18 protein-coding genes are annotated in these 26,930 nt (G+C 61.2%); 7 read left to right on the top strand and 11 right to left on the bottom strand.

What is annotated here, in order from left to right:
• Window positions 1–405: 405 nt before the first annotated feature.
• The 4 genes from PMI40_RS15365 to PMI40_RS15350 form a co-directional block, all read right to left on the bottom strand.
• The gene (locus tag PMI40_RS15365) at window positions 406–1,203 is read right to left on the bottom strand and encodes a transporter substrate-binding domain-containing protein (RefSeq protein WP_008117086.1); all 798 of its coding nucleotides are present in this window, start codon (window positions 1,201–1,203) and stop codon (window positions 406–408) included.
• A gap of 29 nt (window positions 1,204–1,232) precedes the next feature.
• A complete protein-coding gene (locus PMI40_RS15360) occupies window positions 1,233–2,243 on the bottom strand; it encodes a M14 family metallopeptidase (RefSeq protein WP_008117084.1) in 1,011 nt (336 codons plus the stop codon).
• 246 nt (window positions 2,244–2,489) lie between these two features.
• Window positions 2,490–3,389, bottom strand: a complete 900-nt coding sequence (locus PMI40_RS15355; protein WP_008117083.1) for a LysR family transcriptional regulator — start codon at window positions 3,387–3,389, stop codon at window positions 2,490–2,492.
• A gap of 128 nt (window positions 3,390–3,517) precedes the next feature.
• Entirely contained in the window at window positions 3,518–4,858 is a 1,341-nt protein-coding gene (locus PMI40_RS15350; protein ID WP_051001828.1) for an SGNH/GDSL hydrolase family protein, read from the bottom strand.
• Window positions 4,859–4,968: 110 nt separating this feature from the next.
• On the opposite strand from PMI40_RS15350, the gene PMI40_RS15345 reads away from it, so the two are divergent.
• Window positions 4,969–5,916, top strand: coding sequence for a LysR family transcriptional regulator (locus PMI40_RS15345; RefSeq protein ID WP_008117080.1), 948 nt, complete (start codon window positions 4,969–4,971; stop codon window positions 5,914–5,916).
• On the opposite strand, the gene PMI40_RS15340 is transcribed toward PMI40_RS15345, so the two are convergent.
• On the bottom strand, window positions 5,883–6,734 hold the full coding sequence (locus tag PMI40_RS15340) for an NAD(P)H-dependent oxidoreductase (RefSeq protein ID WP_008117078.1): 852 nt from the start codon (window positions 6,732–6,734) through the stop codon (window positions 5,883–5,885). The genes PMI40_RS15345 and PMI40_RS15340 overlap by 34 nt on opposite strands.
• Window positions 6,735–6,838: 104 nt before the next feature.
• Here PMI40_RS15340 and PMI40_RS15335 point away from each other — a divergent pair, with 104 nt between their 5' ends.
• Window positions 6,839–7,744: a LysR family transcriptional regulator gene (locus tag PMI40_RS15335; RefSeq protein WP_008117076.1), complete on the top strand. Its 906-nt coding sequence runs from the start codon at window positions 6,839–6,841 to the stop codon at window positions 7,742–7,744.
• 72 nt (window positions 7,745–7,816) lie between these two features.
• Here the strand turns inward: PMI40_RS15335 and PMI40_RS15330 are convergent, their stop codons facing one another.
• Genes PMI40_RS15330 through PMI40_RS15320 form a run of 3 tightly spaced genes read right to left on the bottom strand, consistent with a single transcriptional unit; the run spans window position 7,817 to window position 10,329 of the window.
• Window positions 7,817–8,608 (bottom strand): MetQ/NlpA family ABC transporter substrate-binding protein, encoded by a 792-nt coding sequence (locus tag PMI40_RS15330; protein WP_008117074.1) that lies wholly within the window; start codon window positions 8,606–8,608, stop codon window positions 7,817–7,819.
• A gap of 45 nt (window positions 8,609–8,653) precedes the next feature.
• The gene (locus PMI40_RS15325; protein ID WP_008117072.1) at window positions 8,654–9,325 is read right to left on the bottom strand and encodes a methionine ABC transporter permease; all 672 of its coding nucleotides are present in this window, start codon (window positions 9,323–9,325) and stop codon (window positions 8,654–8,656) included.
• Window positions 9,322–10,329, bottom strand: a complete 1,008-nt coding sequence (locus PMI40_RS15320) for a methionine ABC transporter ATP-binding protein (RefSeq protein ID WP_008117070.1) — start codon at window positions 10,327–10,329, stop codon at window positions 9,322–9,324. The genes PMI40_RS15325 and PMI40_RS15320 overlap by 4 nt, the downstream gene beginning before the upstream one ends.
• Window positions 10,330–10,841: 512 nt before the next feature.
• Between PMI40_RS15320 and PMI40_RS15315 the strand changes: the two genes are divergently transcribed.
• Genes PMI40_RS15315 through PMI40_RS15305 form a run of 3 tightly spaced genes read left to right on the top strand, consistent with a single transcriptional unit; the run spans window position 10,842 to window position 22,680 of the window.
• Complete coding sequence (locus PMI40_RS15315) at window positions 10,842–12,542, top strand: ShlB/FhaC/HecB family hemolysin secretion/activation protein (protein ID WP_008117068.1); 1,701 nt, start codon at window positions 10,842–10,844, stop codon at window positions 12,540–12,542.
• Window positions 12,543–12,581: 39 nt separating this feature from the next.
• Window positions 12,582–22,316 carry a hemagglutinin repeat-containing protein gene (locus tag PMI40_RS22985; protein WP_008117066.1) on the top strand — a complete coding sequence of 3,245 codons (9,735 nt, stop codon included), beginning with the start codon at window positions 12,582–12,584 and terminating at the stop codon, window positions 22,314–22,316.
• A gap of 16 nt (window positions 22,317–22,332) precedes the next feature.
• Window positions 22,333–22,680, top strand: a complete 348-nt coding sequence (locus PMI40_RS15305) for a hypothetical protein (protein WP_008117064.1) — start codon at window positions 22,333–22,335, stop codon at window positions 22,678–22,680.
• A 75-nt stretch (window positions 22,681–22,755) separates the two neighbouring features.
• Here PMI40_RS15305 and PMI40_RS15300 read toward each other — a convergent pair whose 3' ends face one another.
• Window positions 22,756–23,154, bottom strand: a complete 399-nt coding sequence (locus PMI40_RS15300) for a hypothetical protein (protein WP_008117063.1) — start codon at window positions 23,152–23,154, stop codon at window positions 22,756–22,758.
• Window positions 23,151–23,546 (bottom strand): VENN motif pre-toxin domain-containing protein, encoded by a 396-nt coding sequence (locus PMI40_RS23335; RefSeq protein WP_081496473.1) that lies wholly within the window; start codon window positions 23,544–23,546, stop codon window positions 23,151–23,153. The genes PMI40_RS15300 and PMI40_RS23335 overlap by 4 nt, the downstream gene beginning before the upstream one ends.
• A 67-nt stretch (window positions 23,547–23,613) precedes the next feature.
• On the opposite strand from PMI40_RS23335, the gene PMI40_RS15290 reads away from it, so the two are divergent.
• Entirely contained in the window at window positions 23,614–24,387 is a 774-nt protein-coding gene (locus PMI40_RS15290) for a hypothetical protein (RefSeq protein ID WP_008117060.1), read from the top strand.
• Window positions 24,388–24,528: 141 nt separating this feature from the next.
• Here PMI40_RS15290 and PMI40_RS15285 read toward each other — a convergent pair whose 3' ends face one another.
• Window positions 24,529–25,728, bottom strand: a complete 1,200-nt coding sequence (locus PMI40_RS15285; protein ID WP_008117057.1) for an aminotransferase class V-fold PLP-dependent enzyme — start codon at window positions 25,726–25,728, stop codon at window positions 24,529–24,531.
• A gap of 221 nt (window positions 25,729–25,949) precedes the next feature.
• Between PMI40_RS15285 and PMI40_RS15280 the strand changes: the two genes are divergently transcribed.
• Window positions 25,950–26,888 (top strand): LysR family transcriptional regulator, encoded by a 939-nt coding sequence (locus PMI40_RS15280; RefSeq protein ID WP_008117056.1) that lies wholly within the window; start codon window positions 25,950–25,952, stop codon window positions 26,886–26,888.
• The last annotated feature ends 42 nt before the right edge of the window (window positions 26,889–26,930 follow it).

Here is a 26,930-nt window from a genome sequence, read left to right as displayed (position 1 = left end):
ACGCTGCCGAGGCAGCTACTCAATTCGAACGGAAAATGGGGCACTTATCATCGATCACCCGCAAACCGTTCGGACCGAGGTGGTCCGCAGGGCCGGATCGAAGATGCACCGCCGCACCGGCATGAGCGCCTTCGATACGCTGCCGAGGCAGCTACTCAGTCCGAACGGGGAAGGGGGCGCTTATCATCGATCAACCCGAACGGGGAATGGATTGCTTTTGGTCGATCACCACACACCGTTCGGACTAAGGTGGTCCGCAGGACCGTATCGAAGGCGCGCCAGGGCTCTTCCGGTACCAAAGAAAATGCCGTTCAGGGTCGACCGGACGGCATGGGCGCTTCACTTCTTTCCATAAAAAAAACGGCGGATGAATCCGCCGTTCCCTTCAAGCACGTTCCAGCAATATTACTGGTACGTGGTTGCCATCTTCTGCGACAGCGGCACATTGAGCCACTTCTTGACGATGGCATTCAACTCGCCGCTCTTCTTGGCAGCGGTGATGGCGTCGTTGACCTTGGCCAGCAGGGCGGCTTCACCCTTGTTGAGTCCCACGCTGCAGCTCGATTCGTTGATGATGTACTTCAGCACCGGCTTGTTGTCCGGGGCCTTTTCGCCCAGCGCATAGGCCACGAAGTCGCCCGTGCCGACCAATTGCACCTGGCCCGACACGTAGGCCGAGATCATCGCGTTGTTGTCTTCGTAACGCTTGATGGTGGTGGTCTTGGGCGCGGTTTCGGTCAACTGGATGTCCTGGAAGGTGCCACGGGCCACGCCCACGGTCTTGCCGGCCAGGTCAGCCGCGCTGGCGACCTTGATGCTGGCCACGCCGAAGACGCTGTTGTTGTACGGTGCATAGGACTGCGAGAAGTCGATCACCTTTTCGCGCTCGGCGTTCTTGCCCAGCGTCGAGATCATCAGGTCGGCCTTGTGCGTTTGCAGGTAGGCGATGCGGTTGGCGCTGGCTACTGGAACCAGGGTCACCTTCACGCCCATCTTCTTGGCGATCAGGTTGGCCACATCGATATCCAGGCCTTGCACGGTCATGTCCGAATTGACCGAGCCGAATGGCGCGAAGTCTTGCGGCACGCCGATACGGATCACGCCGGACTTCTGGATGTCGGCCAGCGCATCGGCTTGAGCGGTGGTGGCAGCGATGGACAGCAGGCCGAACGAAACAGCCAGCATCGATTTTGCAAACTTCATGATTACCCCTTCGAAAAAATTCTCTGTGATTACACCTGGCCGACAGGAGCCCCGCCCCGTCGGTCGATCTCGCGACCCAGCCGCATGACCGTCACACCTGGCCCGATATGCCGTAACGACGGCATCACCAGCGTGCAATTGTCATAGGGGGTAATGATCTCGCGTCCATTTTCATGCGCAATTAATGTGCCAGCCTTCTCGATGACTTCCATGCCGCGATAGTCGTCGGTGAATGCCAGGTCCATCCCTTGCGCCACAACCGGCTCGGTCACTGCGATGAAGCGTTGCGGTGCCAGCTCTTTTTCTTGCAGGCCGTATTGTACGTCGGCAACAGCGAGTGCGCCGGTGATGTGCAGAAAACGCATCGCCACCGCCAGCGCCACCTCTTCGCTGGCCTTGGCGAAATGCTGCCCGGTCTCGACCAGCAGCGCGTTCTTGTCGCTGGCCGGATCACCGAAACCGCCGTAGTCGCGCATGCGCACGCCATTCGGATGGCCGGCGTCGACGATCACGTGTTGCGGCAGGCCCAGCTCGGCGGCGAAGGCCATGCCCTTGTCGAGCGGACCACTGACGATCAGCGGCGGCGCCGCCTCGTGCATCGAGTGCAGGTCCAGCATGAAGTCGACCGTGTCGATGATCGGCCGCAATTGACGCGCCCGGCGCAGTTCGCTCGAGTCTTCCGGGCCATCCAGGCGCGCCGCGCTCCAGACCCGGTTCATGTCTTCGTCGATGTAGCGCGCCGCGTCGGCGTCGGCGACGTTGAAGCGCTGGTAGGCGGCAACGTTGCCGAAGCCCAAAGTGACGCGTCCGCGCAGCGGATGCACGCCGCGGCGCAGCAGGCGGTCGACGGTGATGGCGCCGCTGACTTCGTTACCATGCATCAGCGCCAGGATCATCACGTGCGGACCGGGCAGGTGACTGTCGAAGGTATGGACGAAATCGACGCCGGTGTTGCCGGCGCGCCAGCGATCGATGTCGGGGAATTCGACTTCGATGGGATAGTTCGGCAGTGTTGCGCGAACCTGTTCCAGGGTTTTCATTTAGACATTCCAGCGGTGATTGACAGGCATGATGGCGGGTGTCGTCGACACGGCCGTCATGCGAATGCGTGCCGAGTATAGGCAACGCGATTTGCGCCATTCGTGCCGTTTCGGCACAGGCCTGTGCCGTTTGGATTGCCCTTGCCACCATGAGGTGAACGCGGCGGCGGCAAGCGCAAACTTGGGGCGTTTTCTCACCAATTGCGTGCTTGGTGTGAGGTGATTCCCGAGCTTCAGGAAAGTTGTCTACAACGCTTGCGTGGCGACATGGTTCCAGATGGTTTGCACCAGTTCGTTGCTGCTGCCGCGTACCCGGTACAGGGACACATCGAAGCGTATGCGCAGGTTCTGCTCGCCCACGATCAGCAGGCGGCCCTCGGCCAGGTCCTTCTGTACCAGCCGCTGCGGCAGCCAGGCCACGCCGGTGCCGCGCAGTGCCATTTCCTGGATCGCTTCGTAGGAGTCGGCCTGGTACACCATCTTCAGCGCCGGTTTCTGTTCCAGCTCCGCCAGGTGCTTGGCCAGCACGCCGCGCAAGGTCAGCGTCTGCGAAAACGCCAGCCATGGCACCGCGCCGGCCTTGGCATCGAGCCGGTACAGCGGGCGGCCGCGCTGGTCCGGGGCCGACACCGGCAGCAGCATCTCGTGGGCGATGGTGAGCGACTCGTAGCGCTGGTGGTCGATCAGCATGCGCGTGGCGGGACTGGAATAGATCAGCAGCAGGTCGGCGTCGGACGCGGCCAGCTTGACGATGACGTCCTGTGCGCCGCCGGTGCTGATGGAAACCGGAAACGGACCGCAGTGCTGGCGAATGCCGTCGTACCAGTCCGGAAAGAAGGTCTGCGACAGCGTGCGGCCGGTGGCCAGGCGCAGGATGTCGGTGCTTTCGGCGGGCGACTCGCGCAGTTGCGCGCGTGCCGCGTACAGGATGTCGCTGGCATTGTGGGCGGCGTCCAGGAACAGCTTGCCGGCCCGGGTCAGGGTCACGGGCTGGGAGCGCGTCACCAGCGCCGCGCCCACCCATTGTTCGAGCGCCTTGATGCGACGGCCGAAGGCGGGGTGGGTGACGAAACGGTTTTCCGCCGCGCGCGAAAAGCTGCGCGTGCGCGCCAGTTCGATGAAGTCTTCCAGCCAGACCAGATTCACGTGCGTGTCCCCTCGATGGATGCGCGCCTGCGGTACATGCCCGGTCGATGACAGCGATGCGCGCGATGGCGCAATTCTAGCCGACTACGACTACGACTTCGGCCAGGCCGTCGGCGGCCACCGCAAACTCAACGATGCATCGAGTCAAGTCCCGGCATGGCACCGTGGCGATCGCCGGCTGCCGGCAGCAGGATGGACAGGTCGACCGACCCGGCCATGGCCCGGTGGCCCTCGTCACCGGCATGCAGGTGATCGCCGGAATCGTAGCGTGGCGCCATCCTGGAAGGATGGGCGGGGTCGCGCAGCACGGCATCGAAGTCGATCACCGCATCGAAGATGCCACCCGCGCGGATTCGCTCATTGAGTTGCGCCCGCAATGCGTCCTTCTCGATGCTGTAGTAATCGGCCAGCGGCGTGCCGGGCAATGCGCCTTCGAACGGCGTGAGCGTAGCGCCGATCACCCGCACGCCACGGGCATGGGCCTGCGCCACCAGTTGCCGGTAGCCTGCGACCAATTGCTGCACCGTCGGCCGCTGCGCCTGCCTGGCAAACGCGGTGCCCGGCCAGGCGATATCGTTGATGCCCAGCATCACGATGGCAGTGCGTACCCCCGGTTGCGCCAGGACGTCGCGCTCCCAGCGCGCCAGCGCATTGACGCCCATGCCATCGGACAGCAGCCGTGCGCCGGAAATGCCGGCATTGACCACGGCCACGCCATGCGGCGCCAGGCGTGCGGCCAGGAAATCGGGCCAGCGATGATCGGTATCCAGGCTGGCGGTGGCACCGTCGGTGATGGAGTCGCCCAGCACCGCCACCGTCGGCGCGGCGGGGTCGGTCTCGACCGCGATGGCGCTCAGCAGGGCACGCGCGGTGGTGGGCAGCACGTTGGCCGTGTCCAGCGTGGTCGCTGCAGCCTGGTCGCCGGCAACGATCCAGCCGGTCTGGCGCCCATCCCAATGAAAGGTCGTCATTGGCGTGACAGCCGGCAGGTATAAGCTCACCACCACCTGTGCCAGCGCCGGCACCGGCAGCACAACCGGGTCACTGATGAGCGACGCGCCCGCGGCGATGGTGGCCTGTTCGCGCCCACCGAAGGTTACCGGGCGCAGGCTGGAGGCAAGCACCGCACCGGCAACGTCCGGCGCGGATGCCGAGGGCAGGGCCAGCGTGGTCCGGCCCACCGTGACCGGTGCCGTGCCGTACTGGTTGGACAGCACGATGCGCAGGCGCGGGCCGCCCAGGCTGAGGCGCGCCACCTGGCGCACCGTCTGGTCGCGCAAGGTCCGGGGCAGGTTGAGCGGAAACAGGAAGTCCTGGCCCCAGACCGGTTGCGGGCTGGCCTGCCAGCTCGCCGTCCAGCCCGGCGCTGCGAGCGCGGGCACCGGGCTGGTGGCCGCGCCCAGCGCCAGTGCCACCGCCACCGTGGGCAGGCAGGACAAGCGCAGGAAGGAGGTAATCGATGTGGTCATGTCGGTGAATTCAAAGGTCATTGGCGAAGCAATGATGAATTCAAAGACCGAATTGGACTAGACTGTCCGCCGGCACAGCACTTGTGAGATCAAATCATCGAGGAGGGGAGATGGCCCGTCTGGAAGTCAATCGTTCCGGCGAACTGGAGGTATTTGTGCGGGTGGTCGAGCTGGGCGGTTTTTCTGCTGCCGCCCGCGCCTGCGGCATGACGCCGTCGGCCGTCAGCAAGCTGGTAGCGCGCCTGGAGCAACGCCTGGCCACGCGATTGTTGAACCGTTCGACCCGCCAGTTGCGCCTGACCGCCGAGGGTTGCCTGTTCTACGAAAGCGGTGTGCGCATCCTGGCCGAACTGGACCAGGCAGAGCGCTGCGCCAGCCAGCACAGCGCGCCGCGCGGCCGGGTGCGGGTCAACGCCAATGTACCGTTCGGGCATCACTTCCTGTTGCCGCTGGTGCCGCAATTCCTGGAGCGCCATCCCGGCGTCACGCTTGACATCGTGCTCACCGACGAAGTGGTCGACCTGCTGGAACAACGCACCGATGTGGCCGTGCGTGCCGGGCCCCTCAAGAGTTCCAACCTGATGGCGCGCAAGCTGGGGCAGACGCGCATGGTGATCGTCGGCGCCCCGGCATACCTGGAGCGGCACGGCATGCCGCTGGACCCCGAGCAACTGCGCACGCACAACCTGCTGGGCGCCAATTACGTGCGGTCGCAATCGGGTTGGCCGCTGCGCCATGCGGGCGCCGACCTGGTGCTGCCGGTGACGGGCAACACCCAGGCCAGCGACGGCGCGGCCTTGCATAGCCTGGTCTTGGCGGGCGTGGGCCTGGCGCGGCTGGCGGCGTTTCAGGTGCGTGACGACATCGCCGCCGGTCGGCTGCTGCCGGTGCTGGAGGCCTGCAATCCGGGCGATCTCGAACAGGTGCATGCGGTGTATGTCGGCCAGGGTGGCCACCAGCCGCTGCGGGTGCGCGCCTTCCTGGATTTCCTGGCCGCACGGGTGGATGTCGGAAGTGCGTCGCCTCAGGGCTTGCCAGCGTCGGCCGGCTCGACCTGAGTGCCTGCTCCGACCGGCGGTGCCGTCGTCAGGCAGCCATCGGCGACGTGCACCGTCAAGCCCGTCTGTTGCGGCAGGATGTGCCCGGCCAGCACATGACGGTCCGGATAGTCGCCGCCATTCTGTGCGCGAAAGGCAATCGACGCGTCGTCGAACAGGCGTTCCAGCCGGCCGTGCCAGGTGGCGTCGATTTCCCGCATGCGGTCCGCGTCGACCTGGCCGGACCCATATACGGCGAAGGTGGGCAACACCTGCATGCCGGGAAAGAACAGGGTGCCGTGGGTGATGGGAAACAGCAATTGTTCCAATGGCCCGTTGATGCCGCGTGGGGAGTAGTCCTGCGCCGGGCCGCCAACGGACACCGCCAGTAACGCGCGCTTTCCCGCAAAGCCGCCTTCACCGTAGCGAAAGGCGTTGCCGGCCCCCTGGTAGCCGTAGGCCAGGCCGAAGGCCCAGACGCGATCCACCCAGCCCTTCATGATGGCCGGCATGCTGAACCACCACAGCGGAAACAGCAGGATTACCGCATCGGCGCGCCTGAGCTTGTCCTGTTCCCGCTGCACATCCGCCGTCTGGCAGCCGTGGGCGAATGCATGTTCCGACTCCTTGATGAAGCACAAGCGGGCAGGATTGCGCCGCTGCGGAAAGTCCTGCGCATCGAAGACCGCCTTCCAACCCATGACATACAGGTCCGACGTCAGCACGTCATGCCCTTGCGCCTGCAGTGCCTGTGCAGCGCCATCGGCAAGATGCCGGGTAAGGGAGGACGCCTCGGGGTGCGCATGCACGATCAGGATGGTTTTTTTGCTGGAAGACATCATGGCCTGGCTTTCACTGAAAAGGTGGATGAGGGATCCGCCTGAGTGTGAGCTTGCCCATGGTATCTGTAAAATCACATTACTTCTGACCTGCTATCCATTAAATGAATACTACGAAACGCCTCGACCTCAATCTTCTGCTCACGCTGGAGACGCTGCTGGCGGAACGCAACGTGAGTCGCGCCGCCGACCGCCTGTGCCTGAGCCAGCCGGCGGTCAGCAGCCAGTTGAATCGCTTGCGCACGCTGTTCGACGATGCGTTGCTGGTGCCCGGGCACCGGGCGATGATGCCTACCGCCAAGGCGCTGACGCTGCGCGAACCGTTGCGGCAGGCGCTCGACCAGGTGCGCGCCACGCTGGCCGAGCACCGTCATTTCGATCCGAAGACGGCGCGCCTGACGGTCAGCATCGCCTGCACGGATTACCTGCAGAAGGTCATCGTGCAACCGTTGCTCGTTGCGCTGCGCAAGCAGGCGCCGGGCGTGCGGATCGCGTTGCGTCATCTGGATGTGGCGCAACTGGAAGCGCAGATGGCCAGCGGCGAAGTGGATCTGGCGCTGATGTCGCCCGAGCATGCGCCGGCCAGCCTGCGTACCCGGCATCTGTTCGATGAGCATTACGTGTTGATTGGCAGGCAACGGCATCCGCGACTGCGCAGAAAGCTGTCGGTGCCACAGTTTGCCGCGCTCGACCAGGTCATCGTGTCGTTGCATGGCAGCGACTTCTCGACGCCGGTCGACGACGCCCTGGCTGCCCTGGGGTATCGCCGCAACGTGGTGGTGTCGGCGTCGTCGTTCCTGCTGCTGCCCGACATGGTGGCCCACTCGGATCTGGTCGCGCTGGTGCCGGCGCGCCTGGTACGCGAGTGCGGTGTGCCATTGAGGATCGTCCCATGTCCTCTTGCCGTGCCGGGCTTCGGTGTCGCCATGCTGTGGCATGAACATGATCATGGTCATGCCGGCCAGCGCTGGGTGCGCGACTTCGTCGCCGAGCTGGCCAGCAGGCTGTGAGGCTTTTGCGCGTGCCGGTCACGCGCAGGTGATGGATGGCCTTGGAGGTGCGGCCCGCCAGCATCGGCGCGATCAGAACGCCGGCACCACCGCGCCCTGGTATTTGTCTTCGATGAACTTCTTGACGTCCGGGGTGTTCAGTGCCGCCGCCAGTTTCTTGATGGCGGCACTGTCCTTGTTGTCCTCGCGCGCCACCAGCAGGTTGGCGTAGGGCGAATCGGCGTCTTCGATGAACAGCGAATCCTTGACCGGATTGAGCTTGGCCTCCAGCGCGTAGTTGGTGTTGATCAACGCCACGTCGACCTGGTTGAGCACGCGCGGCAGGGTGGCCGCCTCGAGCGCGCGGAACTTCAGCTTCTTCGGGTTCCCGGTGATGTCCTTCTGGGTCGACGAGATGTTGGATGTGTCCTTCAACTTGATGAGGCCATTGCGCGCCAGCAGCAGCAACGCTCGCCCCGAATTGGAGGGATCGTTGGGGATGGCGATGGTCGCGCCGACCGGGATGTCGGCAGTCTTCTTGTATTTCAGCGAATAGGCCGCGAAGGGTTCGACGTGGACCTTGGTCACCGGCACCTCGATGTCGTTCTTGTGGCTCTTCTTGAACTGGTCGAGGTAGGGCTGGTGCAGGAAGAAATTACCGTCGACCTGTTTCTCGTTGGTCTGCGCGGCCGGTTGCACGTAGTCGGTAAATACCTTCACCTGCAGCTCGATGCCTTCCTTGGCCAGCGCCGGCTTGATGTGCTCCAGGATCTCGGCGTGCGGCACGGGCGTGGCGGCGATCACCAGCTTGTCGGCGGCGTGCGCGGCAGCGGTCAAGCCCAGGGCAGCGCCCAGGACCAGGGCAGGGATCAGTTTGATTTTCATGCGGAGTGCTCCTTGTGATGATGCTCGATTGAGGGTTGGATTGCGTCAGCGACGCGTCAGGCGCAGCACCAGGCGGTCGCCGAAGAACTGCAGCAATTGCACCAGCACCACCAGGATGGCCACGGTGACCACCATCACTTCGGTCTGGAAGCGTTGATAGCCGTAGCGAATGGCCAGGTCGCCCAGGCCGCCGCCACCGATCACGCCCGACATGGCGGCGTACGACATGAGGGTGATGGCGGTGATGGTGACGGCCGCCACCAGTCCCGGCAGCGCCTCGGGCAGCAAGGCGCCGAAGATGATCTGGCGGCGCCGCGCGCCCATGGCGGTACAGGCCTCGATCACGCCGCGGTCGATCTCGCGCAGCACGCTTTCGGTCAGCCGGGCGAAGAACGGCGCGGTGCCGATCACCAGCGGCGGGATCGCCCCGGTGACCCCCAGCGAAGTGCCGACCAGCCACAGCGTGAACGGAATCAGCACGATCAGCAGGATCAGGAACGGCACCGAGCGCAGCACATTGACCACCAGCGACAAGGCCAGGTAGATACCGCGTTGCTGCAGCAACTGGCGACGGTTGGTCAGGAACAGCAGGATCCCCAGCGGCAAGCCCAGCAGCACGGTAAAGAACAGCGAACCGGCGGTCATGGCCAGTGTTTCCACGGTGGCATCCCACACTTCGGGCCAATCGAGCAGGCTCAGGTCGAAGACGGCGCTCATGCCAATACCTCATGCCGGATCCGGCGTTGCGCCAGTCGTGCCAGTACTTGCTGCACCGCCTCTTCGCCACCGGAGAACTCGACCAGCAACTGGCCGTAAGGGGTGTCCTTGATGCGTGACACATGGCCCTCGACGATGGTCGCCAGTGCCGTCGTGGCCTGGGTCAGTTGCGACAGGATCGGTTGCGCCGCCAGTTCGCCCGCATACGACAGTCGTACCAGCCGACTGCCGGCGCGCGCTTGCCGCGGCAACTGGTCGTCCTCGGCCTCGGCGGCGGCAAGCAGGCGTCGCGTGACGGCATGCCGAGGTTGCAGGAACAGCTCGACCACCGGGCCGCTTTCGACCACGCGGCCGCCATCGAGCACGGCCATGCGGTCGCACACGGTACGGATGACTTCCATTTCGTGCGTGATCAGCACGATGGTCAAGCCCAGCTTGCGATTGATGTCGAGCAGCAGGCGCAGGATCGAATGGGTGGTTTCGGGATCGAGCGACGAGGTGGCCTCGTCGCACAGCAGCAGTTGCGGCGTATTGGCCAGGGCGCGGGCGATGCCCACGCGTTGCTTCTGGCCGCCCGACAGTTGCGCCGGGTATTGGTCGCGATGCGCTTCCAGCCCGACCAGTTGCAGCAACTCGGACACCCGCGCGCTGCGCTGCTGGCGACTGTAGCGGCCGGTGATCTTGAGTGGCCAGTCGATATTGTCGGCCACGGTGCGGGCGTTGAGCAGGTTGAAGTGCTGGAAGATCATGCCGATGCGCTGGCGCAGTCCCAGCAGCGCCTCGTGCCCCAGGGTGGTGATGTCGACACCTTCGATGAGCACGCGCCCGGCGTCGGGGCGTTCGAGCATGTTGAGGGTGCGGATCAGCGTGCTCTTGCCGGCGCCGGAGCGGCCGATGATGCCGAACACCTCGCCCTGGGCGATGTCGAGGTCGATGTCGGCCAGGGCGACGATGTCGCGCTTGCCGGTGTGATAACTCTTGTGCAGGTGCTCGATGCGAATCACGTTGATCAGTTCTGAATGGACTGGTCCAGTCTAGCCCGGCGTGTTGCCGAGCCGGAACTGATAAAAATGTGATTGCTTATGCGGGAATGGTTGGTGGCCAGGCCAGATGGCAGGGCTGCGGCAGGTGATCGGCGGCTGGCGCTGTACCAGGTTATTAGTTCGGGGCGCGAACATGTCAGCGAAGAATCGAATAATCGAATTGGATCGTCACCCTGTGGATTGCTTGGGTTTTTAGAAATTAATTAGCAATCTGAAATGTCGCCCTGTTAATCGAACGTTGTAATCAATAACTTTCTTCACAAAATTTAACGTTCTCATCACCAAAGAATGATGCTTCCCGGTAAAATTTCGCCGCAGTAATAAATCTAAAATAAACATCACGGGGTGTCGTTGTGGGGCGCAAGAAAAGCAATCTTGGGCGGGGGCGAGGCTCGTTCACGTTTTCGTTGTCAGTCACGGCCGATCGGCCGCAGTTCATTCAAAGCATCGGAGGCCGGCCACGCATCGCATTGATGTTGCTGGCCATTTTGGCCGGCGTCGGTCATGGCGGCCCGGCCTGGTCGCAGACCGATGCATCGGCACAGGAGTATCAGCGCCAGCAGGAGCGAGAGCGGCAGTTACGAAGCCAGCAAGAGCTGCGGCCGGATGTGCGGCTGCCAGAAGCGGGCGCCAAGGAGGCTGCCGGCACGATCCCGGAGCGCGAGACGCCGTGTTTTCCCGTGACTCGGGTGGTATTGGGCGGTGAGCTGGCACCGCGCTTCCAGTTTGCGCTGAGCAACATCACGGGGGGCGACGATCCCGTAATCGGCCGCTGCCTCGGTGCGCAGGGGATCAATGCGGTCATGGCCCGTATCCAGAACGGCATCGTCGAGCGCGGCTACGTCACCACGCGGGTGTTGGCCGAACCGCAGGATATCGCCAGCGGTGAATTGCGATTGACGGTGGTACCGGGTCGTATTCGCGCCATTCGCTTCGCGGCCGATGCCGCACCTCATGCCACACAGTGGAACGCGGTACCGGCAGCGCCGGGTGACTTGCTCAATCTGCGCGATATCGAGCAAGGCCTGGAAAACTTCAAGCGCGTGCCCACTGCGGAGGCCGACATCAAGGTTGTCCCCAGTGAGGGCGATGGCGCACGGGCGGGAGATAGCGATCTCGTGATCAGTTATCGGCAGGCGGTTCCATTACGCCTGACGCTTTCCGTCGACGACGGCGGCACCAGATCCACCGGCAAGTATCAGGGCAGCGCCACCGTGTCGCTGGACAATTGGTTGGCGCTCAACGACTTGTTCTACATCAGCTATAACCACGACCTCGGCGGCGGTGATGCCGGCGCGCGCGGAAGTCAAAGCCACGTAACGCACTATTCGGTCCCATTTGGCTACTGGAGCGTCGCATTTACCAATAGCGCCAGCAACTATCACCAGGCCGTGGCAGGCATCAGCCAGACCTACATGTATAGCGGCAAGAGCGAAAACAACGAGCTCAAGCTCTCACATCTGGTCTACCGCGACGCCGTGCGCAAGACGACGCTCTCGTTCAAGGGCTTTGTCAAGGCGTCGAGCAACTACGTGGACGATACCGAAGTGGAGGTGCAACGGCGCCGTACCGCAGGGTGGGAGATTGGCATCGCGCATCGCGAGTTCATCGGTGACGCCACGCTCGATCTCTCTGTGGCCCACAAGCGGGGAACTGGCGCTTTTGATTCATTGCCCGCCCCTGAAGAGGCCTTCGGCGAAGGCACTTCGCGCTTTCGCATCAGCACTGCCGATCTTTCCTTCAATCTCCCGTTTGCATTGCAGGCGCCTTGGGGAAAACAGGCGGTGCGCTACACCATGACGGCGCGCGCGCAATGGAACGGGACACCACTGACGCCACAGGACCGATTTTCCATCGGCGGTCGCTACACCGTGCGGGGTTTTGACGGTGAGGTGACGTTGTTGGCCGAAAACGGCTGGTTCGTTCGCAATGAACTCTCGGCCGCATTGGGCGCAAGCGGCCAAGAGCTCTACGTAGGAGCGGACTATGGACAGGTAGGCGGTCCCTCCGCTGCCCTATTGACGGGGCGCCGCCTGGCTGGCGCTGTCGCGGGGCTGCGCGGAGCAATCGGGCGTGTGTCGTATGAATTCTTTGGCGCCACGCCGATTTCCAAGCCCGACCGATTCCATACGGCGCCTCTTGCCGCTGGTTTCAACCTCATGTGGTCGTTTTGATAGCGGCACTGCCGCACGCTATCCAGAAGAAAGAAGAAGATGAACCAGTTTCGTTATCGCATCGTTTTCAATAAAACCCGTGGCATGCTCATGGCCGTTGCGGAAACCGCCCGCAGTGGTGGCGGCACTTCCTCGAGAGCCCCGGAATCAGGGGGGCGTGTCGCCCTTCCGATGGCACGGTTGAGCTGGATCGGATTGGCGGTACTGACGCTGGTCGGCACGACAATGACCACGCAGGCGCAGATCGTGGCTGATCCGAGTGCGCCTCGACAGCAGCAGGCGGTAATCGTCAATACCGCGAACGGCGTCCCGCAGGTCAACATCCAGACACCTAGTGCTGCAGGTGTGTCCCGCAATACGTATAGCCAGTTTGACGTCCAGCGCAATGGTGCCGTCCTGAACAATTCCCGCTCCGACGTGCAAAGTCAATTGGGAGGATGGATCCAGCGCAATCCGAACCTGGCCAACGGCACTGCACGCGTGATCGTCAACGAGGTCAATTCCAGCAATCCCAGCTACCTGCGCGGCTTTGTCGAGGTGGCGGGTGATCGTGCCCAAGTCATCATTGCCAACCCGTCAGGCGTGACCTGCGATGGGTGCGGCTTCATCAATTCGGCCCGTACGACGCTGACCACAGGCGAAGTCATCATGAACGGCGGCAATCTTGATGGCTATGTGGTGCGCGGCGGCAGAGTGCGCATCGAAGGCGCGGGGTTCAGTGATGCGCAATCCGACTTTACGGAAATTATTGCGCGGGCCATAGAGGTCAATGCGGGCATCTGGGCCAAGGAGCTGCACGTGACTGCGGGCACCAATCAGGTCAGCGCAGATCATTCGCAGGTAACACCTGTTAACGCCCAGGATGGGAAGCCAGCTTTCGGCGTGGACGTGGCCCAGTTGGGCGGGATGTACGCCAACAAGATCTTCCTTGTCGGGACCGAATCCGGGGTGGGCATGCGCAATGCCGGCAAGATCGGCGCATCGGTCGGCGAGGTGATGCTCACGGCGGATGGCCGCATCGAAAATAGCGGCACGCTGAGCGCCCAGGACAAAATGCGAATTCAGTCGGCCGGTATTGCCCCGAACTCATTGCATGGGATCGTCAACACCGGCAGTATCGGCTCGGCGACTTCCGACGTGACATTGAATAGTGATGGCCGTCTCGATAACGGCGGTTCGATCACGGCGCAGGCCGCGATCGACATCAATGCAAAAGAGATTCATAACAGCGGGACCCTCAGTGCGGCTGGAAGTGGGGTCAGCATCGCGGCCGACGCAGCGGCCGATAATAGTGGCGCCATTCTTGCGCAGACGGAGGTGCGCATCAGCGGCGCCGATGTTGCCAATTCCGGTACGATCTCGGCTGCGGCCGGCGATGTCAATGTCGTCGCGAGGGGGGCGGTCGCCAATGGCGGTTCGGTAATTGCGCAGCGCGACGTGACGATTACCGCGCAGTCACGGGCGGCAAATGGCGGGCCCGCGCTGTCCAATACCGGCTCATTGAGCGCGATGGGCGGGACCGTTGCGGTCAAGGCAAACGGCAGTGTCGCTAATGCCGGAACCATCGTTGCACGCGACGACGTCCGACTGGACCTGGCCGCCCAGGGCCTGGCATCCGCTGACTTGAGCAATAGCGGCAATCTGACTGCGACGCTGGGACAGGTAAGCATCCATGCCGACGGCAGTATTGATAATGGCGGTTCCGTAATCGGCCAAACGGCGGTCAGTGTTGTTGCTCGCCACACTGTAGCTGTTCCAGGCCAGCTTGGTTTAAGCAATGCGGGCACCATCAGCGTCGCCGGCGGGACTGCTCTGTTAGATATCACGGGCGCCGTCGACAATGCAGGCAAGTTGATTGCGAGAGATGGCGTGCAGGTTCGTGTCTCGACTGGTTCTGGCCCCAATGGCATCAGCGGACGCTATGGCCTGCGCAACGCCGGTGACATCGGCGCCAGTGCCGGCAACATCGAGCTCGACGTCGACGGCGGCCTGCTCAATACCGGCGCGATCATCGGAAAAGATGACGTGACAGTGGCTACGCGTAACGCCGCATCTGTCGCCCCTTCCGGCAGTCAGTTTGATATCGACAACAGCGGCAGCATCCAGGCCGCCGATGGCCAGATACAACTTACTGCCGATGGCCGCATTTCCAATAGTGGCGCCGTCATGGCAACCCAATCCGTGACATTGGACGCCGCCAATATCGGGCGTGGCAACTTTTCAGGTAGTGAGGTCGGTATCGCCAATACCGGGACCGTCAGCGCTACCGCGGGCGCGGTCAGCCTGAAGGCTAACGGAAATATCCAGAACAACGGCACCGTTGCTGCGCAAACTGATCTGACGCTGGATGCACGCAATGGCGGCGCAGCACTGTATAACGCAGGGAAACTCCAGGCCAGCACCGGCAAGGTCTCGTTGACGGCCGACGGCTTGCTCGATAACACCGTGACTGGCTTCATTACCGCCAACCAACTGGGCCTGTCTGCACAAGAGGTAGAGAACAGTGGCAGCATGGGCGCCCAGGCCGATGCCTCCCTGGTGGCGCGAAGCGGCTTCAGGCAAGCTTCAGCGGCCGCGCTGGTAGCCAATGGCAACATGGTGATCAATGTGGCCGGAAACTATGGCAACGCCGGCCAATTGCGGGCTGCAACGATTTGGCTCTCCGCAGCCCAGATCAGCAATATCATCACAGCAGCGATCCAGGCTGACAGCATCACGATAAACGGCAGCAGCGCGCTCACCAATGCCGGAGAAATCAGCGCGCGCGGCTTGCTCGATATCACCGCGTCCCAGGTCGACAACACTGGCGTCATTCTCGGCGACGACCTGGTCATGCGCGCGCAGACGGTAACCAACACCGGTAATAACGCCCTGTTGGGCGGCGGTAACAGCGTGTCGCTGTGGGTGAGCAGCTTCCTGTCCAATCGCAATAACGCGGTGATCTATAGCGCTGGCAACATGTCGATTGCGGCGGATGCTCAACGAGATGCCAGCGGACTGATCAATGGCACGGCGCAGGTTACCAACGAAGACTCGATCATCGAGGCCGGCGGCAATCTGGATATCGCTGCAGTCAATTTACGTAATACACGCAGTGGCGTTGCCGTGACTACCGTTCGGACATTGGACGAAACCTATGCGATGCGCGCTCCTTCCTGGTGGCACAACGGCGGTAACGAGATGTACTACAAGCCGGATTCGTCGAATTTCAATGCGTACGAAATCCTCTACGTCAATCCTTCCGATGTGCTGGAGAGCAGGCAGATCATCACGCCGGACGGGTATGTAATTGGCCGTGCGGTCATCAGGACGCATGCCAACGACACGGCGTTCTACAAGGGTATCTCTTCCAACTGGGCGGCCTTTGGCCAGATTAGCCGGGCCAGTGCCACGGATGGCACACGGGTGGTGTATTTCACATCACAGATCGCCAATGTCAGCAATCCAGACAAGGTCGCGGGCGGTGACGACCCGCGTGACGGCCGCAGCGATGTCAACTGGGAGCCAATGCCTGGTTACTCGAACCAGTATGGCAACTGCACTACAGATTGCATCCGCTTCGTCACGGAGCAGGACTATACCGACCCAAATGCGATTTACCGGCAGGACACCCAGCACATACTGGCGCCCCAGCATGATTCTCTGGAGGTCTCGCGCAATGCGCACCATATAGCCAATGAGGATCGGCTGGCCGCAAGCGCAGGGGCAGCGTCGGAAATTCGCGCTGGTGGAAACGCCAGCATCCGCATCGGCCAGTCGTTGAGCAACGAATTCAGTAACATCGTCGTCAACGGTGCCTTGTGGCTGGGCGGCGCCAGCGCGAACATCACCAACCTCGGCCAGACCTTGTATCGACGTCACAGTTTTGACGGCACATTTACTACCGCAGGTGGTACGGTGACGGCGTACAGCATGCCCGATATCTCGGAGGCGATCGGCACTACGCAGGGAGCCATTGTTGGAAACGGCGGCGTAACCATCGTTGCCAACAATTTCAGCAATACCGATCTTTCTGCCGGCAGCGCGGCCAATATCCGCAACGATATTACGCCCGCCACGGGCAGCGGCCAGTCGATTGGCACCATACTGGGTGGGGTGTCCACCCGTCCGGGCAGCACCGCCCCGGTGGGTGGCGCGCTTCCCTCGGGCAGCGGCCTGCCGACGATGAGTGGCTTCCCGGCGGGGGCACTGTTTCCGCAAAACGGAAATGTACCGGTGCCGATTCGCCCGGGCGTGCTGTTCCAGCCGTCTGCCAGTGGCAGCTACCTGCTGGAGACGCGATCCCAGTTCACCGACCATCGGACCTGGCTGAGCAGCGACTATCTGCTGACGGCGTTGAACGTGGATCCCGGTACGGTGCAAAAGCGGCTCGGCGATGGTTACTATGAGCAACGGCTGGTGCGTGAACAGATCGCGCAGCTTACCGGCAAGGTCAGCGGTGCCGCCAATGACGACAGCCAGTATCAGCAACTGCTGACCAACGGCGTCAGCACGGCGCAGGCATGGGGATTGCGTCCCGGCGTGGAGCTCAGCGCCGACCAGGTAAGCCACCTGACCAGCGATATCGTCTGGCTGGTCAGCCAGACCGTCACCATGCCGGATGGCAGCACCCAGGATGTCCTGGTTCCTCGTGTCTATCTGGCGCACATCGACGATGATGCCCTGCAAGGTACCGGTGCGCTGGTCAGTGGCGCCAACGTCACGATCCAGGCCGCCAACATTACCAACAAGGGCGGCATGATCGATGGCAGGGCCGACGGCAGTGGCCGTACCGTCCTGGTTGCATCGAACGACCTGGCCAACCTGGGTGGCGGCATCGCTGGTGACGATATCGTCATCAGTGCCGGCGGCAGCGTGCGTAACGAAACACTCACGACGACCCAGACCTACGCCAACGGCCAGACCAGCGGCAGCTTTACCTCGCTATCCAACCAGGCAGGTATCAGCGCAGGCAAGAACCTGACCGTCACGGCAGGCGGCGATATCGACAACATAGGCGCCACATTGGCCAGCGGCCGATCAGGTGACGCCAACGCCGGATCAATGGTATTGAGTGCGTCACGCGATGTCAACTTCGCCACCGTCAAGACCGGCAGCACCTACGCGGCAAACTTCGGCGGCTACACCGGGCAGGCCCAAAGCGTTGCTTATACGGGTGCCACGGTCAACGCGGGGGGAGATCTCTCGGTGATGGCGCAGCGGGATATTGCCATGACCGCCGCGCAAGTCAATATTGGTACCAATGGCAAGGGTAGTGGTGCGTTGCTGGCCGGTCGGTCTGTCGCCATCGGCGCCGCAGTTGACGAATCGGTGGTGGAGAGCACCCAGACCAAGTCGCGCTCGTTTACGCAATATGAGCACCAGGGCACCAATGTGGTGGGTTCCAATATCGGGGCCAAGGATGGCCTGACGATCAGCGCCGGCGTGCTGGAGAAAGCCTCGCTCGATATCGTCGGCAGCAATGTCGCCGCTGGAGCCGCGCTTGGGCTGTCGGCCAGCGACAATGTGAATATCGTGGCCATGCAGCAAAGCGATGCTACCCACGTTTACAATCACAGTTCGTCGCGCAGCTTTTTGTCGAGCCGAAGTTCTACCGATGACGAGAGTAGAGCCTATAGCAACTCCATCGGTAGCTCCGTCGCCGGAGATAGCGTCTCGGTCCAGGCCGGCAATAACATTGCCGTAGCCGGTAGCGCCGTACTTGGTGTCAACGATGTTCTTTTGAAGGCCGGCGGAAGTGTCGATATCACGTCCACGCAAAACACCGACCAGTTCAATAGCAGTCGACAGAGCAGCAAATCCGGATTCGCCGCAAGCTTCGGTGCGGGCGTCGCCAGTTTCGGTTACGGCAGTGCCAGCGCCGATGGCAAGAACAGCTCGGCGTCGGTTACCCAGCAAGCCTCGACACTGGCATCCCTGAATGGCAACCTGCAGGTCCAGGCGGGGCAGAATCTGAGCGTAACAGCTTCAGACCTCGGCGCCGGCCGCGACCTGACATTGATCGCCAGGAACATCGACCTTAGCGCCGCGCAGAATACCAGTGAGCAGCATAGCCAGCAGCAAAGCAGCAGCAGCGGCTTCTCGGTAGGCTTTACCTATAATCCGCTGGCTGCCTTCAAGAACGCCTACCAGCAGAGCGCCAACAACAACCCTGCCGCCAGCTTCATCGGCAAGAACAATAAATACGCCGAGGCTGCGGGTGAGGGCGCGTCGGCGGCGACGACGCCGGTTGTCGTGCAAGCGGGTTCGCGCAGCAGTAACAGCACCCAAGACCACGCCACCAGTACTGCACAGGTGAGCACGCTGACGGCCGGCAATAACCTGACCTTGCTTGCCACCGATGGCGATATCACCAGCCAGGGTGCCGTCATGAGCGCCGAAGGCGACGCCTTGCTGCTGGCCAAGAAGAATATTCTGCTTGATGTGGCGCGCAGCTTCGAAAGCCAGGACCAGACCAGTAACGCCAAGGGGTGGAGCCTTGATAACCGGGGCAGCTTGCCGGTCGGGATGCTCAACGCCAACGGCAACGGCGACGGCACGTCCACCAGTGTGACCGGCACCACGCTCTCGGCGGGCCGCACTGTCTCCGTGTCGAGTACCGAGGGAGATATCACCCTGACGGCGGCCAACCTGGTGGCCAATGGCGATCTCAGCGTCAGCGCCGCCCGTAACCTGACGGTGCAAAGCGGGCAGGATGTCGTGGCCAATACCAATCGCAGTGACAACCAGGCAATCGGCAAGGTGGTCATTTCCGACACCGAACGCTTTGCCGGCTATCACACCGAAAAGAGCCAGGGCGATAACAGCGCAGTCACCCAGGTCGCGAGCAACCTTGCCAGCCTGGCGGGCAACGTCAGCCTGAGCGCCGGCGACAGTTATGGGCAGCAGGCCAGCAATGTTCTGGCAGCGAACAATGTGGACATCACAGCCAAGTCGATCGACATCACCACCGCCGACAACACCGGCAGTAGCGATCAAAGCAGCTCCAGCCTGAAGATAGGCGCGTTTGCCCGCGTCAGTTCACCGCTGATCGACCTGGTCAACAATATCGAGAACGCCAGGAAATCGGACGGTCGCCTGCAGGTGATGCAAGGCCTGGCGGCCGCAGCCAATGGTTATCAGGCATTCAGTGGTGCAACCGGCGGCAGCGGGTCCATCATCAAGGGCGAAGTGGGTATTGGCTTCGCCAGCGCCAACAGCCAGGACAACAACCGTTACACGCATGCCCAGGGCAGCACCATCCAGGGCGGCAACAACGTCAACCTGACTTCGACGCAAGGCGACATCCACGCCACTGGCGCCAGTATTGCGGCGGGCGAGACGTTGACGCTGGATTCGGCGCGCAACATCCTGCTGGATGCGGCGCAAAGCACAGCCACCGGCAGTGGCGACAACCATAGTGCGGGGCTGGAGGTGGGCGTTGGCTATTCCGTTGGCGCACAAACCGGCGTCTATGCCTACCTCAGCGCCAGCATCGGCAATGGCAAGTATGACTATAACGCCCTGACCAACAGCAACACGCACCTGAGCGGGGATGCCGTCGTTCTGAAATCGGCGGGCGACACCACCCTCAAGGGCGCCGACGTCAATGCCGGCACCATCGACGCTGCCGTTGGTGGCAAGCTCGCCATCGAGTCGGTGCAAGACAAGGTGACCCAGCATAGCGAGCAGAACAGCATTGGCGGGCGCGCGCAGATTTCCATCGGCACCGCCTGGGAGGCATCCAGCAGCGCATCGCGCTCGACCGCCAGCGGAAGCAGCAGCTTTGTGAACCAGCAATCCGGGTTGTTCGCGCGCGAAGGCGGGTATCACGTAACCGCCGACTCGGTTGCGCTCAAGGGCGGCGTCATCGGCAGTACCGATGCCGGAAAATCGGAGTTGACGACCAATTCGATCAGTTTCGAGAACCTCGAAAACAAGATGGAGTATTCGGCCAGCACGATGAGTTTGTCGGGTGGTATCAGCGGTGGCGGCAAGGCGGACAGCAAATCGGAGAGTAAGGTCGGTGAAGAGGGGAGCGCTGCGCAGGCTGGTAGTAAAAACAGCTTGAGCAACGGCGCGCCGACGCCCAACCTGACGCCGGGAATCATATTGCAAGACAACGGTAGCGACAGCTCGACCGCCTATGCCACTTTGACAGGTGGCAAGATCAACATTGGTGGCCAAACGACGACTGATGCCACAAGCCTGGGGGCGCACACGGACCTGGCGACCGCCAACAGCACTATTGAGGCCTTGCCGGATTTGCGCAATGTGATGAAGGAGCAGCAAGCGATGGCCGCTGCGGCTAATACCGTGATTGCCACCACTGTGCAGATCGCCGGGGACATTGCCAAAAGCAGAGAGAAGGACGCGCAGACGAAGGGCGATCTAGAGGAGGCCAAGAAATGGGGGCCGACAGGCGAACATACACGTGATCTCAAAACGGTGGTGTCCGTGTTGGTCGGTGCGCTCGCAGGCCAAGGGCCCGGGCAGTTAGCTGCCACCGCTGCAGCACCGTATCTTGCCAACGCTATTGGTAACTACTTTTCTCAGCCAGGGAATGAGAATCAGCCGGCGCAGGTTTTGAGCCACGCTTTGTTGGGCGGCATATTGGCAGCGGCTAACGGAGGCAGCGCTGCAGTTGGAGCTACAGCTGGTGCAGTCGGTGAACTCGCCGCTCAGGCAATTACAAAGGAGTTATACCCCCATGCGTATGACGATGACGGCGTTTTTCACGCTGATAGATTGAGCACGAGTGAAACTCAGACCGTCATAGCATTATCTGCGGCGGCAGGCGCGCTAGTTGGAGCCTTGGGAGGTGGCACAAGCCTTGATACAGTCATTGGTACAAATGTCGCTACTAATGCGGTGACGAATAATTATCTGACTAAAAAACAAATTCTGGAAAAGCAGAAAGAAATTCAAACGTGTAACGGGGACTCAGACTGTGTTCTCGCAATCGAAAAGAAATATGTTCGTACCTCGTATCTTCAGAATAATAAAGCCCTTACAGAAGGAGTCATGGCGCTCGAGATTCTAAAGAGCCAACGCCAAGAACTTTCGAGAGTATTGGAAAACGAGTGCGCAATCCCAGCTTCGTGCCATTCGGCTGCGTCAGAATCCATCCGTCAAATTGACGAGATAATCGCGTACGCACCTACCCGCGAATCATTGCTATCAGCGCTCGATACAGCAAAGACTGTAGTCGAGCTAGCTGGAACAGTTCTTGGAATTACTGAATGGGCAATTGCCACTCGAAATGCCGCTAATTTCGCAAAGTCCGTAACCTCTTTTTCGAGCGGCGCCGGAGGGGCCGGCGGCGACACAGGGTTAATTGTTAGAAATGGGGATAGACTGGTTCTTGATCAACGCTATATTTCAGACATCGGCGGATATGCTTGTGGTCCAACTGCCTGTGCTATGGTCCTGAACGACAATGGGAAGTGGGTGAATATCACTGAGATAGCTAAAGCGGCGGGAATTGTCCCAGGACGTGGTACCGACATCATCAGTCTCACCGAGGCGCTTCAAAACAGCGGTCTTAGTTCGGCCAGATGGGCTATGAATGCAACGCTTGATGATTTGGCTGTTGCGACTTCAAAAGGTAACGCTGCAATTGGTCGGATCTTGTTGGAAAATGGAGAGGGGCATTTTGTCGTTATTGACGGTGTGACCGTGCGCCAAGGAAAGTCAGTTGTCGCTATTCGCGACCCCGGAGATGGCTCTCAGTATTTTTTGCCGGTCAATACATTTACAAATAAATTTGGTGGACAAGTTGTATTTACAAAATAGCTAGGAGTTTTTTGATATGGATATTTCTGAGGTTTTGTCATCAAAAGACAGACTCATCGACACTGTGATTACTATCGAGGGCGTTTTCGTCCTCGAATATGAAACTGGTTATTTTGTGCAATCAGAGGAACACTATCGTGATAAGACCGATGCCATCATGGTTGAGTATCCGGGCTTGACGAAGCTTCTTTGGTCGACGGTACCCGCTTATGGCGGTAGTAGCTATAGCTATTGCCATGAGGCTGTAATAACAGGAACAATTAAATATTCAGTTGACACCAATTTTCCGCTAGCAATCACAGCTATCAGCAAACTGACGCTATACACTAGAAAGATGGAGTTCCCTGTTATCAACTCGCCTTGACTCTAAAGCAAAATATGAGTAGTGATACTTCAATGGATGTCGTGCGTCAAATAGCTTCGTTTGATAAGTAACGTGTCATATCAATTTCCGCAAATAGTTATCGGCTTCGTCTACACCTAACCATGCAGCGCAGTTTTCTTGCCGGAATTTTGCTATCTCCGCGACTTGCTCGGAATCCGATCCAAATAACGCATATTGTCCATACACCGAATTGAATGACTCGATATTTCTCTGGCGTTCGATAAAGATCGTTTCCAACGATGTAAAACCAAAAGGCAGTATTTTCACCTCACTCGGACTCACCGCGCTGCCCAGATAATCCTGGACGCACTTCAAATCACCTGCGCCGATGCAAGCCTGAACGGCCGTAATATTGGCGTCAGAGACCGCCTTGTACTTATTGACTATGGAGAAGATCTCGGCATCGTTGCAACCGCCTGATTTCGCCTTGCACACCTCAAGCTCTTTTTTCATTGAAGCTGCATCGGAGTGCTTAAGGAAATTATTTGTCGCTGCATTTCCTGCAATATTTCCGCCAACGACCATATCAAGCGTTGTCCCCCAGTGACACCGCCCAGCATTACGCCAGCTGCGGTCGATAACGCAATAACGGTATTGAGCTCGCTTTCGGTCAATTTTTCCGGGTGGAAGTTACCTTCATCATCATAAGCCTGGGGATACAATTCTTTTGTCATCACCTGTGCCGCAAGTTCTCCCGTTGCGCCTGCAACAGCACCAGCGCCAGCGCTACCGCCATTTGCAGCAGCAAGGATCCATCTTTTCAAGCGCCAACGACGATAGAAAATAAGCATGCACAGACGATCGGGAACTCCGGTTTGCTTTTTGTGCACACAGTTCAGGTACATAAAGCTGCAACATTTCTTCTAGTCCCCAAATGCAAACCAGCGGTGCCTGTGGCCCCGCCAGATAAAAATGCAACCGATCACGCCTTGTCAGTTCCATGCGGCGTCGCGCACCTTCGATGCACTGGCGCCGGAAGACGCCGGCCCGGCCAGGAGCCACCCGCAGCAGCCGTTGAAGTCGCGCATCGAGTTCGAACTCGATGCGGATGACCTCGCGGCCAATATGCAGCACCGGGTTTATCCCTATCCTGCGCATCTGCCGCGCGACGAACATGTCCGCCAAGGCCTGATCAAGGCGCTCAGGAGCCAGCTGCTCAGAGAGGAACACCTGTATCTGGTCGAGGACAAGGACCTCGCCAAGGACTGCGGCTACGCCGGATATCCGATATCCACCCGCGGCACCAGCGTACCCGGTCGCCTGTGCTTTACCGCGTCGCTGATGAATTGCGTTGCGGTGGGCATGAAGGCCGAGGTCGGCGAGAATGGGGTGGCCCAGCCAGGCGGGAAGGTGCGTATCACGCACGTCTATGGCTTCAGCGAGGACGAGTTCGACGCGCTTCGTGCTCAACTCCAGAAAATGCAGAAGACGGGGAAGGTAAAAGTCATCCTGCTCGGCGGCACCGAGGACAACGAGGACGAAGTGGCGAGCCTGAAGCGCTTGCTGGCCGATCTCGATGTCGATATCGAGCTCGACAAGGCCGGCAAGCTGCGGCAGGACGTGGGATCGTTCCTCGGGATGGCCATCGACGAACTGGATCATTCGCTGCACTACGCGAAAGGACTGGTGACGGTGACGTTTTCCGGGGAGGCCCCTGCGCCGTCCTCGTCGCAGGCCACGGCATGAGCCCAGGTATGCGACCTTAAGATCCCGCCATACGCCATAGGCCATTTCGCCCGGGTCGATGGCTTTGTCGAACCAGCCCGGACAAACACGTCAGGTCGGTCACGACGCACGCCACCGTATCGGCGCCCCGCGCACCGCCAACTAAGCCGCCTGCGCCACCTCGGCAATGGCTTCCACCGCCGCTACCTGGCGCACGGCCGCAATCACATAATCGATCTCGGCTTCGGTGGTGCCGCGTCCCAGCGAAAACCGCACCGCGTTGCGTGCCACATCGGGCGAGCGGCCAATGGCCAGCAGCACGAAGGAGGGCGCCGATGCGGCCGAGTTACAGGCCGAGCCGGCCGACACCGCCACGCCCAGCAACTGGCTGCCCAAGGGACCGCGCCGGGTCGGCGCAAAGCTGACGTTCAGGTTGTGCGGCACGCGCTGCTCGGCACAACCGTTCAATTGCACGCCAGGCACATCGCGAATGCCATCCCACAGACGGTTGCGCAAGGCCTTTACGCGCGCGGCTTCGTCGTGCAGCCGTTCGCGTGCCAGCGCAAAGGCGCTGCCCATGCCGACGATCTGGTGCGTGGCCAGTGTGCCCGAACGCATGCCGTTCTCGTGGCCGCCGCCATCGATCTGCGCTTCCAGCTTCAGGCCGGACGCGCTGCGCACGTAGAGTGCACCGATCCCCTTGGGGCCATATACCTTGTGCGCAGAGAACGACATCAGGTCGACCTTCAACTGCGCCAGGTCGATGGCGATCTTGCCCGCCGCCTGCACCGCGTCGACATGGAACACCACGCCGTGCGCGGCGCATATCTCGCCCAGCTCGGCAATCGGCTGTATCACGCCGATCTCGTTGTTGACGTACATCACCGACGCCAGGATGGTGTCCGGGCGCAAGGCCGCACGCAGTTGCTCGACGGTAATCAGGCCATTGGCCTGGGGCGTGAGGAAGGTCACCTCGAAACCGGCGCGCTCCAGCGTATGCATGGTGTCGAGCACCGCCTTGTGCTCGGTGGCCACCGTGATCAGGTGGCGCCCCTTGTGGCCCAGCGATTGCGCAATGCCCTTGATGGCCAGGTTGTTCGATTCGGTCGCGCCCGAGGTCCAGACGATTTCACCGGGCTGCGCCCCGACCAGCGCGGCCACGTCGGCACGGGCCTGTTCCACCGCGCGTCGCGCCTCCCACCCGAACGGGTGCGAACTGCTGGCGGCGTTGCCGAACTTGTTGGTCAGGTAGTCGCACATGGCCTGCGCCACCTGCGGGTCGACCGGCGTGGTCGCGCCATAGTCGAGATAGATAGGGAAGACGAGATCGGCCGGCGGGCGACAGGGAGCGGAATCGTTCATGACCAGGTGCAGGTTGATAAGTAACGGGTCTAACCTTACGCCACGTTTATTAGTTGGAAAACAAATATAAATTCATTTTCTTATGCAAATTAACAACTAAGACGGGCTGACGGGGTTTGTGGTGCTGGCATTAGCTTATACAAAATTATTATACTGAAATGGAATGAATAGAATCCTATAATTCGAAAATCATATACAAGCCCAGTTGCGCCCACGACACGATGGATCTGAACCAGCTCGAAGCCTTCGCTGCAGTAATGACGATCGGCAGCGTAACAGGCGCCGGGCGCAGCCTTGGGCGTTCGCAGCCTGCCGTCAGCAAGACCATCGGCGAGCTCGAGGCCGAGCTCGGCTATGCGCTGTTCGACCGTAACGGTCCGCGCGTGACACCCACGGCCAAGGCTTTCTTGCTGTATGAAGAGGTCGAACGTTCGTTGGTAGGCTTGCGCAGCATCCGCGAGCGGGCCGCCGAGATCGGTCGTGAAGAGGCCCAGCCGGTGCATATGGTGGCCACGCCGGCATTGGCGTCGACCATCGCGCCGGCCGCGCTGCAGCTGGTGGCGCAGCGTGGTGTGCCTGGCTTGCCAGAGCATATACAGTTGCGCAGCGCGTCGGCCGAGCAGGTGGTGCATGCGGTATTGCATCGTACCGTCAGCCTGGGGCTGACCAGCCTGCCGGTGGCGCATCGCGGCCTGCAACTGCACTGGATCGGCGAGGCGCCCTGCGTGGCGGTGATGCGCGCCGACCATGCGCTGGCCGGCGAGGACCGTATCTCGCGCCAGGCGCTGCATGGGCAACGGGTAATCACCATGTCCAACCGCTACCGCTTGCGCCAGCGCATCGAAACCGCCCTGGGCGCCGAGCAACCGCTGGAGGTGGCAATCGATACCAATACCTCGCTCAACGCCATCATGGCCGCGCATGCGGGCCTGGGCGTGGCGCTGGTGGAGCCGATCACCGCGCGCGGCATGCCCATCGAGGGCCTGATTGTGCGCCCGTTGGCCGTCGAGATACCGTTCTATTTCGGTGTGGTGACACCGTTCGGCAAGCCTGTCACGGCCACCACCGAAGCCTTGATCGATGCCGTCGAAAGCGCTGCCCGCAGTCTGTTGCATGGCTTCGTCAAGCGCGATGCGGCCGACCACGACGAGTTGTTATAGGCGAGTTGTTGTAATGAAAAGGGCCGGCCGGCGCCATGCGCC

It is taken from the genome of Herbaspirillum sp. YR522 (genome assembly GCF_000282575.1).
In the GTDB taxonomy this organism is placed as follows: Bacteria; Pseudomonadota; Gammaproteobacteria; order Burkholderiales; family Burkholderiaceae_D; genus Herbaspirillum.
The sequence above is the reverse complement of the archived record's forward strand: the minus strand, read 5'-3'. Positions and strand labels throughout refer to the sequence as shown.

Coding starts and splice junctions, on each gene's coding strand:
- PMI40_RS15315 (WP_008117068.1), top strand. CDS start 10,842: ATGTTGCTGGCCATTTTGGCCGGCGTCGGTCATGGCGGCCCGGCCTGG.
- PMI40_RS15365 (WP_008117086.1), bottom strand. CDS start 1,203: ATGAAGTTTGCAAAATCGATGCTGGCTGTTTCGTTCGGCCTGCTGTCC.
- PMI40_RS22985 (WP_008117066.1), top strand. CDS start 12,582: ATGAACCAGTTTCGTTATCGCATCGTTTTCAATAAAACCCGTGGCATG.
- PMI40_RS15360 (WP_008117084.1), bottom strand. CDS start 2,243: ATGAAAACCCTGGAACAGGTTCGCGCAACACTGCCGAACTATCCCATC.
- PMI40_RS15335 (WP_008117076.1), top strand. CDS start 6,839: ATGAATACTACGAAACGCCTCGACCTCAATCTTCTGCTCACGCTGGAG.
- PMI40_RS15350 (WP_051001828.1), bottom strand. CDS start 4,858: ATGACCACATCGATTACCTCCTTCCTGCGCTTGTCCTGCCTGCCCACG.
- PMI40_RS15290 (WP_008117060.1), top strand. CDS start 23,614: ATGCAACCGATCACGCCTTGTCAGTTCCATGCGGCGTCGCGCACCTTC.
- PMI40_RS15330 (WP_008117074.1), bottom strand. CDS start 8,608: ATGAAAATCAAACTGATCCCTGCCCTGGTCCTGGGCGCTGCCCTGGGC.
- PMI40_RS15325 (WP_008117072.1), bottom strand. CDS start 9,325: ATGAGCGCCGTCTTCGACCTGAGCCTGCTCGATTGGCCCGAAGTGTGG.
- PMI40_RS15300 (WP_008117063.1), bottom strand. CDS start 23,154: ATGAAAAAAGAGCTTGAGGTGTGCAAGGCGAAATCAGGCGGTTGCAAC.
- PMI40_RS23335 (WP_081496473.1), bottom strand. CDS start 23,546: ATGTACCTGAACTGTGTGCACAAAAAGCAAACCGGAGTTCCCGATCGT.
- PMI40_RS15280 (WP_008117056.1), top strand. CDS start 25,950: ATGGATCTGAACCAGCTCGAAGCCTTCGCTGCAGTAATGACGATCGGC.
- PMI40_RS15340 (WP_008117078.1), bottom strand. CDS start 6,734: ATGTCTTCCAGCAAAAAAACCATCCTGATCGTGCATGCGCACCCCGAG.
- PMI40_RS15285 (WP_008117057.1), bottom strand. CDS start 25,728: ATGAACGATTCCGCTCCCTGTCGCCCGCCGGCCGATCTCGTCTTCCCT.
- PMI40_RS15305 (WP_008117064.1), top strand. CDS start 22,333: ATGGATATTTCTGAGGTTTTGTCATCAAAAGACAGACTCATCGACACT.
- PMI40_RS15345 (WP_008117080.1), top strand. CDS start 4,969: ATGGCCCGTCTGGAAGTCAATCGTTCCGGCGAACTGGAGGTATTTGTG.